The sequence below is a fragment of the Sphingomicrobium lutaoense genome (genome assembly GCF_014195685.1).
Taxonomy (GTDB): Bacteria; Pseudomonadota; Alphaproteobacteria; order Sphingomonadales; family Sphingomonadaceae; genus Sphingomicrobium; species Sphingomicrobium lutaoense.
The window spans coordinates 1,596,457-1,612,464 of record NZ_JACICF010000001.1; the positions used below are offsets into that span (position 1 = coordinate 1,596,457).

The window sequence follows — 16,008 nt, forward strand, 5'->3', positions numbered from 1 at the left end:
TCGGCTCCTCGAACCCTTGCGCATTGGGCGCGGCCTATAGACCCGCGCAGGGCGGGCCGACAAGCGAAGTTTCAGGAGAAAGCGGGCTTAGCGCGCTGCCTTGATGAGGGCGCGATCAACGAGCTTTTCATCTTCGAGAATGGCGACCATCGCGATCGAGCCGTCGGGATTGCGACGCGCGACCATCAGCGCGAATTCGCCATCGAAATCGGCCTCCTGCAGCGGCTCGGCATCGCGCATCTTCGCTCGCGCCTCGGCGGCCTTGTCGACGGGGGGCTGGTCGCCGCGGCGCGCGGCGCGCTCGGCCTTGACCATGCCCTTCAGCCCGCCTTCGGTCGCCTCGACGGTCGAAACGAACTGGCCGAACTCGACTTGCGTGCGATGCGCATAGGCGAGAGCGGTGGAAAATTCGGTGAGGCGCGCCTTGTCGTAATCGGCCCCGAACACGAGTTTGACGATCGGCGTCATCGGAGCGCGGGCCTGCGCCTTCACTCCGGCATCTTCGAGAAGCTGCTGATAATCCTCGGGACGGCGCTCGGCCGCGACCGAGAAGTCATAGGCCAGCCCCAGCGCATCGTAGAGCGCGGCGCGGCTCCGGCCATCAGCGGCCTTGCAGACCTCGGCGCTCGAACGCGCCGCCTGCAGCCAATCCGCGAGCCCCGCGCTCTGATCGAGAGCGGGCGCGGCAAAATCCTCCTCGAGGGGCTCGTCGAGCTCAAGCGGCGCCTCGGCGAGCGGCCCGTCTTCCCAAGCCAGATGTTCCTCGTCATTGGCGGGCGGCAAAGGCTGGTCCTCGACCTCCTCCTCGACCGGCGCAAGCGCGGGAGCGAGCGCGACATTCGCGCCCTGATCGACGCCGGCATCCTTCCAGTTGATGACGCCGTAGATGAAATCGATCGTTTCGCCATCCGACGAAAGCGGCATGAGAATGCCGCGATAGGAGATGTTGTGGCCGCGCTGGTTGACGAATTCGGCTTCGAAGCCGACCGGCGCGCGATTGGCGATGATCTGCATATAATGGTCGGTCAGGCGCGACAGGAGCGAGCGCGGCGGAACATCGCTGATCCGCTTGATTCCGCCTTCAAGGTCGCATTCCTTGCGGATCGCTTCGCCGACATAGGGCGTCGCGGGGTCATCGCCCCCTGCGGAATAATCGAGGAGGACGCTGTGCGCGGCGAAATCCTCGACATCGCCGGGATCGACATCCTCGATCGAGGGATAGTCGCGACCATCGAGCAGAGAGCACCAGTAATTATAGGCCCGCACATGCATGCGGCGTTCATCAAGACCGATGGCTTCGGCGACGTCCTCGTCGGGCGCGACGGCGTCCGCTGCGTCGATCTGGTCCTGATAAGCCATGTTCGCTCCCCAAGGCATATTCACTTTCCGTTTGGAGGCGAGTTTCACCGAAATGGTTTACAAAAGCGTTAAGCATGGCGAGCCACAGGGTGATGCGACAAATGCTTGCCGGATGGGCAGACTGCTGTTAGATGCGCCGCGCTTCCACTAGCATTGCCGCTTTAGCTCAGCTGGTAGAGCACCTCATTCGTAATGAGGGGGTCACAGGTTCGAGTCCTGTAAGCGGCACCACTTTCCTGCGCAGATCGATTGTTTGTCACGACGGGTGGGCCTGACGCGGCCCGGGTTCAACGCGTGCGCTTGCGCCCCAGGATCCAGTTGAACTCCCGCCGCCGGAAGCTCTTGAACAACAAGTAGAATCCGGTGAAGGCCAGCCACAGGGTGCCGAACGCGACGAAGATGATCAGCGGGTGGTTAAAACTCGTCCGGTTCACATAGTCCATGTTGTGGAGCATCCACACGAAATCGAAAGTCCGCCAGGTGTCGCCGCGATTGACGAGCGGCCTGCCCGTCGTGGCGGAGACATAGCTGCTGCTGTTTTCCTCATCGGCGAAATCCAGTCGCCAAATCGGCCCGCCATGCCCGCGAGCCTCGAGATTGGCTTTTTCCAGCCGATCGACGGAAACCAGCGCGGTCTCATGGCCGAACGCTTCTCGCGCCACCCGTTCGGCCAGACCCTTGTCAATTTCGACGGGCTCGAGCGTCCGCGCATCCACGACTTTCGTCTCGCCTTGGGCGGTCAGTTCATATACCGGCCGGTCTGCGAGCTGGCGAAAGCTGATTGCCTCGACCGAGCCTAACGAACCGACCGGTCCGGCCGTCTCGTCCATGCTGATCGCGGGCGCAGGCGCCGGTGCCGCGTGGCCACCGACCTTCTCCGCGTCGAGCAGCGCCATTACCGCGCCGCTTATTGACCAGAGTACGAACTGTAATCCGAGAATCAGTCCCACCCATTTGTGGATCTTGCGCCAAAGGATGTGCGTGAAGACCGACTTGCGAGCCTTGATGGAGCTTTCCATCTTCATGCGACGGCCTTCACTTTCTTCTTTTTCTTTCTGCGCGGGAAGGACCAGTAGAGAAGCCACGCGCCCGCCAGCGCCATGGCGACCACGCTCCATGTCGCTACCCGAAGTAGCGGATTGTTCACGTCCGACCGCTCGTCATAATCCATGATGTGCAGCATCCAGGCGATATCGAAAATCCGCCACAGATTGTGCCGCCGACCGATCAGTTCGCCCGTGGTCGGGGAGATGTAGAATGTCGGCTCGTTCCAGCCTTCGAACTGGATCCGCCAGAAAGGGGGTTTGCGCGATCCCATTTCCTGCGGCGCTTCGTCGAGCAAACGTGCCGATACGATTTCGGGCTCGCCCGTATAAAGCGAGGAGGCGATCTCGACCGCCAGGGACTTGTCTAGCTCGGGAATGCGTTCGCCGCTTCTCGCGTCGACGATATAGGCACCCTGTTCCGAGCTGACCTTCCAGACCGGTTTGCCAAGAAGTTGCTGCAGCTTCACCTCGCGCGTACCGGCATCTCGCGCCGCGACATCGGCCGGCGGTACCAACCCGGATAGATCCTGCCCCGTCATCTCGGGCGTGCGGACCAAATGGTCGCCATGGATATAATCGATGTGAACGGCGACCATATACATTCCGCTCGCTGCCCATATCGCGGCCTGCACGCCGACAAACAGCGCAAGCCATTTATGGGTGCGCCGGATGAAAAGGGGCCAGCGGATTGCCATCAATTTATTCCTCGTGCTTCTGAAGATGCCCTTGGAGAGGCCGCGGGGCTGGTCGGCCCGTCATGTCAATCGGGATTAGCTCCGGGTATCAAAGCCGATTTTCTTCGCCCGATCAATCTTGCAGGCGCTCAAGAAGCGGTCAGGACGGCCAAGCTGGCCGCAACGACCACCACGTCTTCCACGATCGCCGCCGGCAGGTCCCGGCCCAGGCGCTCCGCCAGCCAGCGTCGGACCTGGAAAGTTGCCAACGTCCCGAGTGCCGCAGAGGCCGTACCGAGGGCCGCGCCCGCGAGCGCAAGGTCACTCGAAGCGCCCACTGTTGCGCCCACCAGCGCGCCCGACACCATCCGCGCGATTAGCGGAGGCGGACGGGTCCGCGCCTTCATCTGCGGCTGCTTGTCGGCATAGATTTCGCCGAACGCGAGAAGCGACAGGATTGCGGCGAGTGCCGGAGCGCCCAGCCATTTGAGCGGCGCATCGCCGACATCGACAAGCCCGAGGCTGACGAACCAGCAGGTCAGCGCCAGCGTGGCAAAGGTGCGCGACCCGCAAAGGAAGGCCGCGCCCGCTGCCAGTAACAGGGTCAACTACCGCGTGCGGGAAGCACCCGCCCCGTGCAGCTTCCGAGACCGATCGAGGCCGCCCCTTCCTTCTCGCAGCGCGCCTTGAGCGTCACTTCGTCACCATCCTCGAGGAAGGTGCGGGTCTCGCCATTGGGAAGCGTGATCGGCTGCTTGCCGCCCTTGCTCAGTTCGAGCATCGAGCCATAGCCCGCTTCCTCTTCGGTCGAGAGTGTCCCGGTGCCGATGAGATCGCCGGGCTGCAGGTTGCAGCCGTTCGAGGCATGGTGCGTGACGATCTGCGCCGCCGACCAATACATCGCGCTGGTCGCGTCGCCATGGCTGAGGCGGTGCGGCGCTTCGCCCTCCTGTCGCATCTTCTCGGTCTGCAGGAAGACCTCGAGACTGATGCCGAGCGCGGCATCCTTCGGCCCACCGTCGAGATAGGGGAGCGGAGCGGGATCGCCTTCGGGGCGCGGGGGCATCGGCTTCATGAATGGCGCGAGCGCCTGAGGGGTGATGACCCAGGGGCTGACGGTAGTCAGGAAGCTCTTGGCGAGGAAGGGGCCGAGCGGTTGATATTCCCAGGCCTGGAGGTCGCGGGCCGACCAGTCGTTCAGGAGGCAATAGCCCGCGATATGCTGGCTCGCTTCCTCGACGGGGATAGGATCGCCGAGCGCGTTGCCTTCGCCGACCCAGATTCCCATTTCGAGTTCATAGTCGAGACGGGCCGAGGGGCCGCGGGCGGGGACGTCCTCGTCGGGGGCCTTTCGCTGGCCTTGCGGACGCACCACCGGATGGCCGGAAGGGCGGACCGAACTGGCGCGGCCGTGATAGCCGATCGGGACATATTTATAGTTTGGAAGCAAGGGGTTATCGGGGCGGAACAGCGTGCCGACATTGGTCGCGTGATGGATGCCGACATAGAAATCGGTATAGTCGCCGACATGCGCGGGGAGCTGCATTTCCACCGCCGACTGGTCGTGGAGATGGGGTTCGACCGCCGAGCGGCGGCCCTCGTCGGAGAGCAGCGCCGAGAGCTGGGCGCGCAATTCGCCCATCGCCTCATAGCCCTGGCCGAACAGCGCGTTGAGGCGGTCTTCGCCGAGGGTTTCGGTCCAGTCGCCTTCGAGGAGGCCGGCATCGGCGAGCGCGGCGAGATCGACGATCCTGTCGCCGATCCCGGCGCCGATGCGGTCATCGCCCTCGGCAAGCGAGAAGACGCCGAGCGGGAGGTTCTGGATCGGGAAATCCTCATGTCCGTTGGCGCTCTTGACCCAGCTTTGGAGGGCGGGGTCGTGGGTGGCATCGAAAGTCATCATTTGATCCTTGCTTTGGGAAAGTCGGCCCATGCGGCGTCATAGTCGCTCTGGGCATGTTCACAGGCATAGTCGGTCGGGCGGTAGGGCCAGCAGGTCTCGACCATGAAGGCGAGCGTGCCGTCCAGCTTCTCCGGCTTCAACGCGGCTTCGCTGGCTTTTCTCCAACTGTCGACGTCGGGGCCATGCCCGCTCATGATATTGTGGAGGCTGACCCCGCCCGGGCGGAAGCCCTCGGCCTTGGCGTCATATTCGCCCTTTATGAGGCCCATCGCCTCGCTCATCACGTTGCGGTGGAACCAGGGCGGGCGGAAGGTGTCCTCGGCGACCATCCAGCGCGGCGGGAAGATCACGAAATCGGCATTGGCGCGGCCCGGCGTATCGCTGGGCGAAGTGAGCACGGTGAAGATCGAGGGATCGGGATGGTCGAAGCTGACCGTTCCCATCGTGTTGAAGCGCGACAGGTCGTAGCGGCACGGAGCGACATTGCCGTGCCAGGCGACGACGTCGAGCGGCGAATGGTCGAGCGTTGCGGTCCACAGCGCCCCGCCCTGTTTCTGGACGAGTTCATGATCGCCATCCACATTCTCATAGGCAGCGACAGGCATTTCGAAATCGCGCGGATTGGCAAGCCCGTTGGCACCGATCGGCCCGAGATCGGGCAAGCGGAAGGGCGCACCGTAATTTTCGGCGACATAGCCGCGCGAGGAGCCTTCGGGCAGGTCGACGCGGAAACGGATGCCGCGCGGAATGAGCGCCATCATGCCGGGATCGACATCGAGGCGGCCCATTTCGGTGAAGAGATGGAGCCGTCCTTCCTGCGGGAGGATGAGAAGTTCGCCATCGGCCGAGAAGAAGATGCGTTTTTCCATCGGGCGGTCGGCGCGGTAGAGATGGAAAGCGACGCCTTCGAGGTCAGCGGGATCGCGGGTCGCGAGCATGGTCACCAGCCCGTCGACGAAATCCTTGCCCGCGGGCAGTTCGGGCGGATCCCAGCGCAGGCGATTGGGCGCGAGCGGGCCGGGCGCGCCGGTAGCGGTGAGAAGCGCATTGCCGTCATAGGGGGCGTAAGGCGGATGATCGGCGGTGGGACGCATGCGGTAGAGCCAGCTGCGCCGGTTTTCGTGGCGCGGCATGGTGAAGGCGCTCGCGGAGAATTGTTCGGCATAGAGGCCGAAGGCCGGACGCTGCGGATTGTTGCGGCCGACGGGAAGCGCGCCATCGACCGCTTCCGTTTCGACATGGCTGCCAAAGCCCGAAAGATAATTCACTTCTGGCCCTCCTGATCTGGGTGCCCGGGTGGTGACGGGACGCGCGCGCCAAGTCAATCGGCGGGGGCCGCCATGGCATTGTCGGCCATGACATTGTCGGCCGTCGTCTCGTCCGGCGCGGGCGGCGCGGCGACGCCGAGGTCGTCGGGGATCGAGATATCGACCTGCGGCGTGCCGATCCCCAGCTCATCGCGAAACAGGAACACGAGCATCAGGATCGCCAGCACGAGGAGGCCGATGGCAAGCATTCCGCCGCGGCCCGTCATCTCGTCGACGGGATCGAATTCGTCATCAAGGTCAGTCATGGGAAAAGGCCCCTATCCGAAAACCAGCCAGATTCCGACAATCAACAGTGCCGCGCCCGTCGCGATGCCATAGGCCGCGAAGCGCAGGCCCCTGCTCGAGGGGGGTTCGACCCAGCTTGAGGACATGCGGTCGAGCGCGTCGCAGGCGCGCCGTTCGGCACTGATCACGATGATGATCGCGAGCAGCATGAAGAAGGTCGCCACCGCCTTGGGCACCCAGGCAGGCTCGACCTTGTCAAAGAGCGCGCGGAAGCCCAGCCCGACACCGATCGCGCCCATCGAGGAGCCCATCCAGCTCGCCATCGTGCGTTCGACCGCCATCAGCGTGCGGTCCTCGGCGAGATTGGTGCGTTCCTCCGCCAGCTCGTTGCTGTCCTGTTCCTCGCTGGGCGTACCGCCGACCATAGTGCTTCCCGTTCCGATGCTCCCCCTTGCCAGTCCGATGGATATTTGCGGCCATCCGAACCGTTGCGTCACCAACAGATAATCACGGGAGAGGCCAATGCGTTCCCATCCGGGTGCCGTGGGCATATTGCTATTCTTCATCCTGCTCGGCGGCGGCGCGCGCTATGCGATCGGGTCGATCTACGGTCGCGGCGAAGCCATCAAGCTGGTCGATACGCTGGCATCATCGGGCCTTTACCTCGGCTCGGCAAGTGCCACCGCTTCGGCGACCATCCTCGCCCTCATGCTGACCATCACGAGCATGATCCGCCGCCTCGACGCCGATTTCGACGACGATGTGTGGCGGCGCGTCAACCGCGTCGCGCAGGTCGCGACGATTTCGCTGATGGCGAGCCTCGCGCTACTCCTCGCGCTGGTCTTTCCGGTGGGCGAGTTCGAGGAACTGCCCTCCGACTGGTTCATCTGGCTCTACAACGTCCTGTTCGCAATCACGGTCATGGTGATCGCGCTGCTCGCGATGACTGTGGCGCTTCTCTACACGACGATCCGCGACGTGATCTCCAAGATCACGCCGACCGACGATGTATGAGGGGTTTTTCGGGACTGGTGCTGCCGGAGAGATTTGAACTCTCGACCTCTCCCTTACCAAGGGAGTGCTCTACCCCTGAGCTACGGCAGCGAAGTCGGTAAGCGGCGCGCTAAGACCATAGGGCCTGCCCACTGTCAACCCGGCTTGGCAGGCGCGATGCGATAATTTAGGGCCGGCCCATGAGCCAGGACAAGGACGAGAAGGCCCGGCGCCTTGCCGAGGCGCTGCGCGCCAACCTTCGCCGCCGCAAGGCGCAGGCGCGCCCCGCCCCGCCTCCGCCCAAGGACGAAACGCCCGGCAAAGGCAATTCCGACTGAGCGGCAGCGGCGCTATTTCACCATCGTAAAGACGTTGAGCTTGTTGCCGTCGGGATCGCGGAAATAGCCGGCATAGAAGCCGTCGTCGCCGCGCGGCCCGGGCGCGCCTTCGTCAGTGCCGCCATGGTTGAGCGCGGTGCGATGGACCTTGTGGACCATGTCGACGCTGTCGACCTGCAGGGCGACCATCGTGCCATTGCCCGGGGTCGCGGTCTTCCCGTCATGCGGACGAGTCGCGGCAAGCCCCGGCGCGCCGCCCATCTCGCCCCAGGCGATGAACTGATCGGTTTCGAACATCCGTCCGACGCCCATCGCGCCCGCGACCGCGTCGTAGAATTGGGCCGACCGTTCACGGTCATTGGTCCCGAGCGTGACATAACCGATCATTCTCTCTCTCCTTCAGGGCAGGCGCGCGCCCGCTAGGCGAGCGGCGCGCACTGCCGTTCGAGCCATTCGCGCTCCTCGCCTTCGAGCGACGGGCCGATCTTCTCGAGCGTTTCGGCATGATAGTCGTCGACCCATTGCCGTTCTTCGTCGGTGAGCATCGACACGTCGATCAGGCGGCGGTCGATCGGCGCGAAGGTGAGCGTCTCGAAACCGAGCACCTGCTTTTCGGCGCCAGGCACGTCGATTTCCTTGACCAGCACGAGATTCTCGATGCGGATCCCATATTCGCCTGCCTTGTAATAGCCGGGCTCGTTGGAAAGGATCATGCCCGCGCGCAGCGGCTCGTCGGTGCCCGCATAGGCGCCGCCCGGGGGCGAAATGCGCTGCGGGCCTTCGTGGACCGCGAGAAAGGCGCCCACGCCATGACCCGTGCCATGGCCATAATCGAGCCCCGCTTCCCACAGATATTGGCGAGCGAAACTGTCGAGCCGCCCGCCCGAAATGCCTTCGGGCCAGCGTGCGCGGGCGATCGCGATATGCCCCTTTAGGACGCGAGTGAAGCGGTCGCGCACTTCGTCGGTCGGCTCGCCGATGATCACCGTGCGGGTGATGTCGGTGGTGCCGTCGAGATATTGCCCGCCCGAATCGACGAGATAGATCGAGTTCATCTCGAGCCGCCGATTGCTTTTCTCATCGACGCGATAGTGCGGGAGCGCGCCATTGGGGCCCGCGCCCGAAATGGTGTCGAAGCTGATGTCCTTGAGCGCGCCGGTGGCTTCGCGAAGGTCGTAGAGCCTGGCCGCGACGGCGAGTTCGTCGAGTTCGCCCTTGGGAGCCTCTTCCTCGAGCCATTTCAAGAACTTGGCGATGACCGCGCCGTCGCGCAGCTGGGCCTGGCGATGGCCTTCCTGTTCGGCCTCATTCTTGATCGCCTTGGGAAGCACCGCGGGATCGCGCCGAGCGATGACCTTGGCGCCGCCCGCCACGAGCGCCTGCTCGATCGCGGCGACCGAACGTTCGGGATCGACCGCGACGCTTTTGCCCTTCATTTCGGTCTGGAGGAAGGATTCGAACGCATCGCGGTCATGAACCCGCACGCCATTGCCGAGATGCTGGCGCACCTCGTCGGTAATCTTTTCGGGATTGACGAAGAGATCGGCGGTGCCGTCCTTGCCAACGAGCGCATAGGCCAGCGCAACCGGGGTGTGCGAGACATCGGCGCCGCGCACATTGAAGGTCCAGGCGATGCTGTCGAGCGCGGCGAGCACTGCGGCATCGGCGCCTTCCTTTTCGAGCCAGTCGGCGATTTCGTGGCGCTTGTCCGCCGAGGAGCGGCCCGCGAGCTTTTCATCATAGGTGACGAGATGCGCGCGGCTGGGCTCGGGGCGATCGACCCAGATCGCGTCGATGGGATTGCGCTCGACCGGGATGAGCTTGGCGCCGCGCGCTTCGAGCGCCTTGCTCGCCTGCTTCACCCAGGCCTGGGTATGGAGCCAGGGATCATAGCCGATGCGGCCGCCTTCGGGGGCGTTGGCGCGCAGCCATTCGGCGATCGAGGTGTCGGGCACGCTTTCATAGCTGTAAAGGTCGCCATCGACCTGCGCACGGACCTGGATGGTGTAGCGACCGTCGGTGAAGATCGCGGCGTCTTCGGGGAGGACCGCGGCGGCGCCCGCCGAGCCGTCGAACCCCGTCAGCCATGAGAGCCGCTTGGCGTAGCTGCCGACATATTCGGACATATGCTCGTCGGTGAGCGGCACCACGAAACCGTCGAGATTGTCGGACTTAAGCTGGGTTCGGAGCGCCTGAAGGCGGTCGGCATAGCTGGACATGGGGACTTCCTTGCATCTGTCGTCTGGGGGTGGGACTCGCCCCTTTTTGGAGGGACGCGGCCTTTCTTGGCGCTGATATAACGCCGGGCGGGGCGGGCATAAAGGCCAGCCTTTCGAGAGCGGCCATCATCTGGTGCTGGATATATGCGGTGATGGCGATAGTGTCGGGGCGACACCATATCGGGATGAAGCCATGATCAACGCATATCTGGGCGCCGCCATGCTGGCCGCGATGGCGCCCGCATCCGCCCAACAGGAGAGTGAATTGCCCAAGCCCCCCGTTGCCGAGCAGCGCCCCCACAGCTTCGAGCATCACGGCATTACCGTCGAGGACCCCTATCACTGGCTCAAGGACCAGAGCTATCCCAAGGTGGATGACGAGGATGTGCTCGATTATCTCAAAGCCGAGAATGCCTATTTCGAGGCGCATATGGCGCCGCACAAGGAGTTCACCGAGAAGCTGTTCCAGGAAATGAAGGCGCGCATCAAGGAAGATGACGCCTCGGTGCCCGTCAAGGACGGGGACTATATGTACTGGTCGGCCTTCAAGGAGGGGACGCAATATCGGCTCTGGTATCGCAAGCCCGTTACCGGCACCGATGCCGACGTGAAGCCCGAGGGCGGCACGCTCATCTATGACGAGAATGCCGAGGCCGAAGGGAAGGAATATTACCGGCTGGGCGGCTTTGCGGTCAGTCCCGACGGAACCAAGCTTGCCACCATGGTCGATGACAATGGTGCCGAGCGGTTCAAGCTGGTGCTGCGCGATATCGAGAGCGGGAAAATCATCGAGACCGTTACCGAGGTGGGGATCGGGCAGCCGGTGTGGACACGCGGATCGGACGGTATCGTCTATACCGAGGTCAACGACCAGTGGCGCAGCTATCGCGCGCTCTATCATCCGCTCGGAGGCGATCCGGCCAAGGACCATGTGGTCTACGAGGAGAAGGAGGATGTTGCCTTCACCGTCGGGGTGGGCATGTCGACCGACGAGCAGTTCATCTTCATCGAGACGGGGGAGAATTCGTCGGACGAGACGCGTTTCGTTCCTTCGGACGATCCGACTGCCGAGCCGGTGCTGATCATGCGGCGGCGGCCTGATATCCAATATGATGTCGATGCGGCGCACGGGAAATTCTGGATCGTCACCAACGACAACCATGTGAATTTCCGGCTGGCCGAGGCCGATCCGGCCAATCCGGGCGTGTGGAACACGGTGATCGCGGGGTCGGACCGGGTCTATATCCAGGGAGCGACCGCGCATCGCGATCACCTGCTTCTCGACACGCGGGTCGACGGGCTCGACCAGCTTATCCTGCGCGATTACGAAAGCGGCGAGGAAGAGCGGGTGCCCTTTGCCGAGGAAGCCTATTCGGCGGGCTGGGCAGGCAATCCCGAATATGCGCCCGATGCCTATCGGATCGGTTATTCCTCGATGGTCACGCCTTCGACGGTCTATGACTATCATGCCGCCGAGCGGAAGCTCGAGACTCTGAAGGTGCAGGAAATCCCGTCGGGTTACGATCCCGAGCTCTATACCGTCGACCGGTTGATGATCGAGGCGCGGGATGGCGCCAAGGTCCCGGTGTCGGTGATGCGGCGCAAGGATTTCGCATTGGACGGCACGGGCAAATTGTTCGTCTATGCCTATGGCGCCTATGGCTATGCCATTCCGCCCAGCTTCTCGACCAGCCGGTTGAGCCTTGTCGACCGGGGATTTGCCTATGCCATCGCGCACATCCGTGGCGGCGACGACATGGGCTACCAATGGTTTCTCGACGGCAAATTGAAGAAGCGCACCAACACCTTCAACGATTTCGTCGACGTGACCCGCGGGCTCATTGCCAAGGGTTATGCCAGGGAAGGCCGCGTCGCCGCGCAGGGCGGAAGCGCGGGTGGCGAACTGATGGGCGCGGTGGTCAACCAGGCCCCCGAACTGTTCGGGGCGGTGGTCGCCGACGTGCCGTTCGTTGACGTTCTCAACACCATGCTCGACGATACGCTGCCGCTGACGCCCGGCGAGTGGAACGAATGGGGCAATCCCATCACCGATCCCGAGGCGTTCAAGCTCATCCTGTCCTACAGCCCCTATGACAATGTGACGGCGCAGGATTATCCCCCGATGCTCATCACCGGCGGGCTCAATGATCCGCGCGTGACCTATTGGGAGCCGGCCAAGTGGACCGCCAAGCTGCGTGCCACCAAGACCGATGACAATCTTCTCCTGATGAAGATGAACATGGGTGCGGGCCACGGCGGCAAGTCGGGGCGGTGGAACAGCCTCTACGAAACCGCCGAGGCCTATACCTTCGTCCTGACGCAGATCGCGGACTAGATGGTGGTGCGCCGCGTCCTCGCGCTCGCGCTGGCGGCAGCGGCCATCGCCGCGCCCGCCGGTGCGGGGGACGTGCGCGCGGCGCCCACCATGACCGCGCGGGTCGCCCCGCAGAGCGTAGGTGAACTGCTCGTCACCTTTGAATTCGACGAGCCCGCGCCCTTGTTCATCTTCCAGCGGTCGGGGGTGGTGCGCGGCACCGGCGAAAGCTGGCGGGTGGGCCATTGGAAGGTCGAGACGCCGGGCGTCGCGCTGCGGCGGATCGGGCTGCACGATGCGCTGGTCGCAACGAGGGGCAATCGCCTGCCGCGTGAAGTGAAGGTGCGGATGACGCCCTTCACCGGCCTTCTCACTGCCGAATATACACCCGTGGTGCGATTCACCGACGGGACGATGGCGATCTTTTCGGACCATTTCGCGATGCGTCCCGCCCCGACGGTCGAGGCGGTGCGCGCGCTGGGCGCCGACATCAATGCCCTGCCCAACTATCGCGGAGGCAATGCGCTCGTCCGTTTCGAAGCAAGCGACCTGCCTCTCCACCATCGCGGACGCGAGCGCCGCTCGGTACGCCTCGAAACTCCTGCCTATGTGCTGGTCGGCGATGTCGAGGCCGGGGGAAGCGAGGATATCGCCACGGTAATCGACCCCGGCCTGCCGCGATGGCTGGCCCGGCAATTGACCGAGGAAGTGCCCGAGATCATGGCGCTCTACCGCCGGCGGCTGGGCGAGCGAAGCGGCGAGCGCCCCGAACTGATCGTGGCGTGGAACGGCGCGCCCAAGCAGCGCGTGAGCCTTGGCGGCAGCGTGGTGGGGGACACCATCGTGATGCAGATCGAGGGCGCGATGCTGAAAACCCCCTCGCCCACCGCTTATGGCTATGCGCGCCAGTTCATCGCGCATGAAGCGGCGCATTTCTGGCTGGGCAACACGGTGGGTTACGGCCCGCCCGGCGAGGCCTGGACCACCGAGGGCGGTGCCGATCTCATCGCGCAGCGCGTCGCCGAGATGATCGATCCCGGGCATGACAGCCGCCCCGTCATCGAACAGGCGATCGAGGATTGCGCGCGCCTGTCGGCCGACGGGGCGCTGCGCACCGCGCCCGAGCGGCACGGGCAAGACGTCTTCTATGCCTGCGGCGCGGTCTTCACCCTCGCCGCCGAAGCGGTCGAGAAAAAGCGCGGCGGCGACCTTTTCACCTTCTGGTCGCGGCTGCTCGAGGAAAATCGCGAGGATGGCACGGTGAGCGTCGCCGACTGGCTGGGCGCGATGCGCAAGGCGGGTGGCCCCCGTGAAGCGGTCGAGATCATCGCCACCATGCAAGAGACCGGGAGCCGCGATCCGCGCGCCCGGCTGATCCAATTGCTCGCCCATGTGGGGATCCACGTGAAAAGCGACGCCGAAGGCCGCCTGCGCCTGTCATGAAGCCCGTTTTCGAGGCCCTGATCCGCGCCCGGAGCGAGGACATCGACGAGTTGGGCCATGTCAACAATGCGACCTGGGTCCAGTGGATCCAGAAGGTCGCCACCACGCATTGGGAAAGCGTGGCCACGCAAGCGCAGCAGCAAGACTATATCTGGGTCGTGACGCGGCACGAGATCGACTATCTGCGCCCGCTTCGCGACGGCGAGGAAGCGACCGCGCGGACATGGGTGGGCGATGCGCCGCGCGGCGCGCGTTTCGACCGGCTGATGGAATTCATCGGCGCCGATGGCCGCCCCCTCGTCAACGCGCGCACCAGCTGGGCGATCATCGACCGGGCGAGCGGGCGGCCGATCCGCGTTCCGCGCGACGTCGCAGCGCCCTTTCTCGGCGAGACGGCGCGAGATTGACGCGAAGCCCGCGCCGTCCCAATCTGTCTCCTGATGAGCGAACTGATCCTCTACGACTATTTCCGGTCCTCGGCTTCCTACCGGGTGCGCATCGGCCTCAACCTCAAGGGCGCGCGCTACGAGCAGCGCAAGGTCAACCTCGTCGAGGGCGCGCAGAATGACGCCGATTACAGGGCGCTCAATCCGCAGGGGCTCGTTCCCCTGCTGATCGCGGGCGAGCAGAAGATGGGGCAGAGCCTCGCGATCCTCGACTGGCTCGACGCGCATTATGAGGAGCCGCCCTTCGTTCCCGCCGATCCCGACGCGCGGGCGCATGTCCTCGCGATGGCGCTGGCGGTGGCCTGCGATATCCACCCGCTCAACAATCTCCGGGTGCTCAAATATCTGAAAGGCGAGCTGGGGGTCGACGAGGATGCCAAGGATGCCTGGTATCGCCACTGGGTGCGCGAGGGTTTTGCCGCTCTCGAGGAAATGGCGCGGCCCCATGCGGGCGCCTATCTTTTCGGCGACGAGCCCACGCTGGCCGACATCTGCCTTGTTCCCCAGCTTTACAATGCGCGTCGTTTCTCGGTGCCGGTGAGCGATTTTCCGACCCTGCGCCGCGCCGACGAGACCGCGAGCGGCCATCCCGCCTTTGCCGCCGCGCATCCCGATCTGCAGGAGCCCCGGGCATGAACCGCGCCGAGACCATGGCCAAGTCGATGGAAGGCGTCGAAGCGCTCGCCTCGGTCGAGATCCCCAGCCTCAAGGGCAAGGTGAGCGAGGAGGAATGGAAGATCCGCGTCGACCTGGCCGCCGCCTACCGGCTGGTCGCTTGTTATGGCTGGGACGATCTCATTTTCACCCACCTGTCCGCGCGGGTGCCGGGGCCCGAGCATCATTTCCTGCTCAATCCCTATAACCTCATGTTCGAGGAAGTGACCGCTTCCTCGCTGGTCAAGGTCGACAAGAATGGTCATGCGGTGAACACAACGCCGTTCATGACCAATCCGGCGGGCTTCACCATCCATTCGGCGGTCCACATGGCGCGCGAGGATGCCCATGCGGTGATGCATTTGCACACTCCCCACGGGCAGGCGGTGTCGGCGAACGAGGAAGGGCTCCTGCCCCTCACCCAGACCGCCATGCTGATCCTCGGCGACCTCGCCTTCCACGATTATGAGGGCGTTGCCGTCGACCATGACGAGCGCGAGCGGATCATTGCCGACCTGGGCGAGAAGAATCTCATGCTCCTGCGCAACCATGGCACGCTGGCGACCGGGGGCAATGTCGGCGAATGTTTCATCCGCCTCTATTATCTCGAACGGGCGTGCGAGGCGCAGGTGATGGCGCTGTCGGCGGGCGAGAGGCTCAACCGACCGCCGCAGGGATCGCCCGAGATCACCGCGCAGCAAGGCTCGGCGGGGCTTCCGTTGGTCGCCAACGCGCTGGCTTGGCCCGCCCTGTTGCGGAAGGCCTACCGGCTCGATCCTACCTTCGCGAGCTAGACGACGAAAAGGCGGGCCCGGCGACAAGCGCCTGACCCGCCTTCCCCTCTGGCGTACGGACGTCAGAAGCCGATCGCCACACCCACGCGGCCACCGTTCGAGCCGCCTTCCGACGACCCGGCATAACCGCCCGAGACATAGATGCGGGGCGCGACCCGCGCGACGAGACCCGCCGCAAAGCCGGTTTCCCCGCGATAGGTGGAGATGTTCGCGCTGAGGCTTACGTCGCTGTCGGGCACGACCATCATGCCTCCCAGCGCCATCGACGCCGC

The 16,008-nt window shown here is 64.3% G+C and carries 18 protein-coding genes and 2 tRNA genes; 8 read left to right on the forward strand and 12 right to left on the reverse strand.

The annotated features are described in order from the left end of the window. Nucleotides 1–87 precede the first annotated feature (87 nt). Nucleotides 88–1,359, reverse strand: a complete 1,272-nt coding sequence (locus tag FHS50_RS08020; protein WP_246332999.1) for a PAS domain-containing protein — start codon at nt 1,357–1,359, stop codon at nt 88–90. Between the two features lie 155 nt (nt 1,360–1,514). Between FHS50_RS08020 and FHS50_RS08025 the strand changes: the two genes are divergently transcribed. Then, nucleotides 1,515–1,590 (forward strand) — tRNA-Thr (locus FHS50_RS08025). A gap of 56 nt (nt 1,591–1,646) precedes the next feature. Here FHS50_RS08025 and FHS50_RS08030 read toward each other — a convergent pair. From FHS50_RS08030 to FHS50_RS08060, 7 genes are all read right to left on the reverse strand, one after another. After that, nucleotides 1,647–2,384 carry a PepSY domain-containing protein gene (locus tag FHS50_RS08030; RefSeq protein ID WP_246333000.1) on the reverse strand — a complete coding sequence of 246 codons (738 nt, stop codon included), beginning with the start codon at nt 2,382–2,384 and terminating at the stop codon, nt 1,647–1,649. Next, nucleotides 2,381–3,100 carry a hypothetical protein gene (locus FHS50_RS08035; RefSeq protein ID WP_183933798.1) on the reverse strand — a complete coding sequence of 240 codons (720 nt, stop codon included), beginning with the start codon at nt 3,098–3,100 and terminating at the stop codon, nt 2,381–2,383. The genes FHS50_RS08030 and FHS50_RS08035 overlap by 4 nt, the downstream gene beginning before the upstream one ends. A 128-nt stretch (nt 3,101–3,228) precedes the next feature. After that, a complete protein-coding gene (locus FHS50_RS08040) occupies nt 3,229–3,687 on the reverse strand; it encodes a DUF4126 family protein (protein ID WP_183933799.1) in 459 nt (152 codons plus the stop codon). Beyond that, complete coding sequence (gene fahA / locus FHS50_RS08045) at nt 3,684–4,982, reverse strand: fumarylacetoacetase (protein ID WP_407696055.1); 1,299 nt, start codon at nt 4,980–4,982, stop codon at nt 3,684–3,686. Before fahA ends, FHS50_RS08040 begins: the two co-directional genes overlap by 4 nt. Further along, on the reverse strand, nt 4,979–6,250 hold the full coding sequence (gene hmgA / locus FHS50_RS08050; protein ID WP_183933800.1) for a homogentisate 1,2-dioxygenase: 1,272 nt from the start codon (nt 6,248–6,250) through the stop codon (nt 4,979–4,981). The genes fahA and hmgA overlap by 4 nt, the downstream gene beginning before the upstream one ends. 53 nt (nt 6,251–6,303) lie before the next feature. After that, nucleotides 6,304–6,555 (reverse strand): hypothetical protein, encoded by a 252-nt coding sequence (locus FHS50_RS08055; RefSeq protein ID WP_183933801.1) that lies wholly within the window; start codon nt 6,553–6,555, stop codon nt 6,304–6,306. Between the two features lie 12 nt (nt 6,556–6,567). Beyond that, entirely contained in the window at nt 6,568–6,960 is a 393-nt protein-coding gene (locus FHS50_RS08060; RefSeq protein ID WP_183933802.1) for a YidH family protein, read from the reverse strand. A gap of 97 nt (nt 6,961–7,057) precedes the next feature. Between FHS50_RS08060 and FHS50_RS08065 the strand changes: the two genes are divergently transcribed. Then, the gene (locus FHS50_RS08065) at nt 7,058–7,549 is read left to right on the forward strand and encodes a hypothetical protein (RefSeq protein WP_183933803.1); all 492 of its coding nucleotides are present in this window, start codon (nt 7,058–7,060) and stop codon (nt 7,547–7,549) included. Between the two features lie 15 nt (nt 7,550–7,564). Here FHS50_RS08065 and FHS50_RS08070 read toward each other — a convergent pair. Next, nucleotides 7,565–7,639: transfer RNA gene (locus tag FHS50_RS08070), tRNA-Thr, on the reverse strand. 89 nt (nt 7,640–7,728) lie between these two features. Here FHS50_RS08070 and FHS50_RS08075 point away from each other — a divergent pair. Then, the gene (locus tag FHS50_RS08075) at nt 7,729–7,866 is read left to right on the forward strand and encodes a hypothetical protein (RefSeq protein WP_183933804.1); all 138 of its coding nucleotides are present in this window, start codon (nt 7,729–7,731) and stop codon (nt 7,864–7,866) included. A 12-nt stretch (nt 7,867–7,878) separates the two neighbouring features. Here FHS50_RS08075 and FHS50_RS08080 read toward each other — a convergent pair whose 3' ends face one another. After that, nucleotides 7,879–8,253 carry a VOC family protein gene (locus tag FHS50_RS08080; RefSeq protein ID WP_183933805.1) on the reverse strand — a complete coding sequence of 125 codons (375 nt, stop codon included), beginning with the start codon at nt 8,251–8,253 and terminating at the stop codon, nt 7,879–7,881. Nucleotides 8,254–8,285: 32 nt separating this feature from the next. After that, a complete protein-coding gene (locus FHS50_RS08085; RefSeq protein ID WP_183933806.1) occupies nt 8,286–10,085 on the reverse strand; it encodes an aminopeptidase P family protein in 1,800 nt (599 codons plus the stop codon). A 232-nt stretch (nt 10,086–10,317) separates the two neighbouring features. Here FHS50_RS08085 and FHS50_RS08090 point away from each other — a divergent pair, with 232 nt between their 5' ends. From FHS50_RS08090 to FHS50_RS08110, 5 genes are read left to right on the forward strand one after another with little or no spacing between them, the layout of a single operon-like run. Then, nucleotides 10,318–12,420 carry a S9 family peptidase gene (locus FHS50_RS08090; protein ID WP_183933954.1) on the forward strand — a complete coding sequence of 701 codons (2,103 nt, stop codon included), beginning with the start codon at nt 10,318–10,320 and terminating at the stop codon, nt 12,418–12,420. Continuing rightward, a complete protein-coding gene (locus tag FHS50_RS08095) occupies nt 12,421–13,842 on the forward strand; it encodes a hypothetical protein (protein WP_183933807.1) in 1,422 nt (473 codons plus the stop codon). Next, nucleotides 13,839–14,249, forward strand: coding sequence for an acyl-CoA thioesterase (locus FHS50_RS08100; protein WP_183933808.1), 411 nt, complete (start codon nt 13,839–13,841; stop codon nt 14,247–14,249). The genes FHS50_RS08095 and FHS50_RS08100 overlap by 4 nt, the downstream gene beginning before the upstream one ends. A gap of 33 nt (nt 14,250–14,282) precedes the next feature. After that, a complete protein-coding gene (gene maiA / locus FHS50_RS08105; RefSeq protein WP_183933809.1) occupies nt 14,283–14,924 on the forward strand; it encodes a maleylacetoacetate isomerase in 642 nt (213 codons plus the stop codon). Between the two features lie 26 nt (nt 14,925–14,950). Next, entirely contained in the window at nt 14,951–15,736 is a 786-nt protein-coding gene (locus FHS50_RS08110; protein WP_183933955.1) for a class II aldolase/adducin family protein, read from the forward strand. 62 nt (nt 15,737–15,798) lie between these two features. Here the strand turns inward: FHS50_RS08110 and FHS50_RS08115 are convergent. Continuing rightward, the coding region (locus FHS50_RS08115) for a YadA-like family protein (protein ID WP_221184847.1) at nt 15,799–16,008 on the reverse strand (210 nt) is incomplete at its 5' end.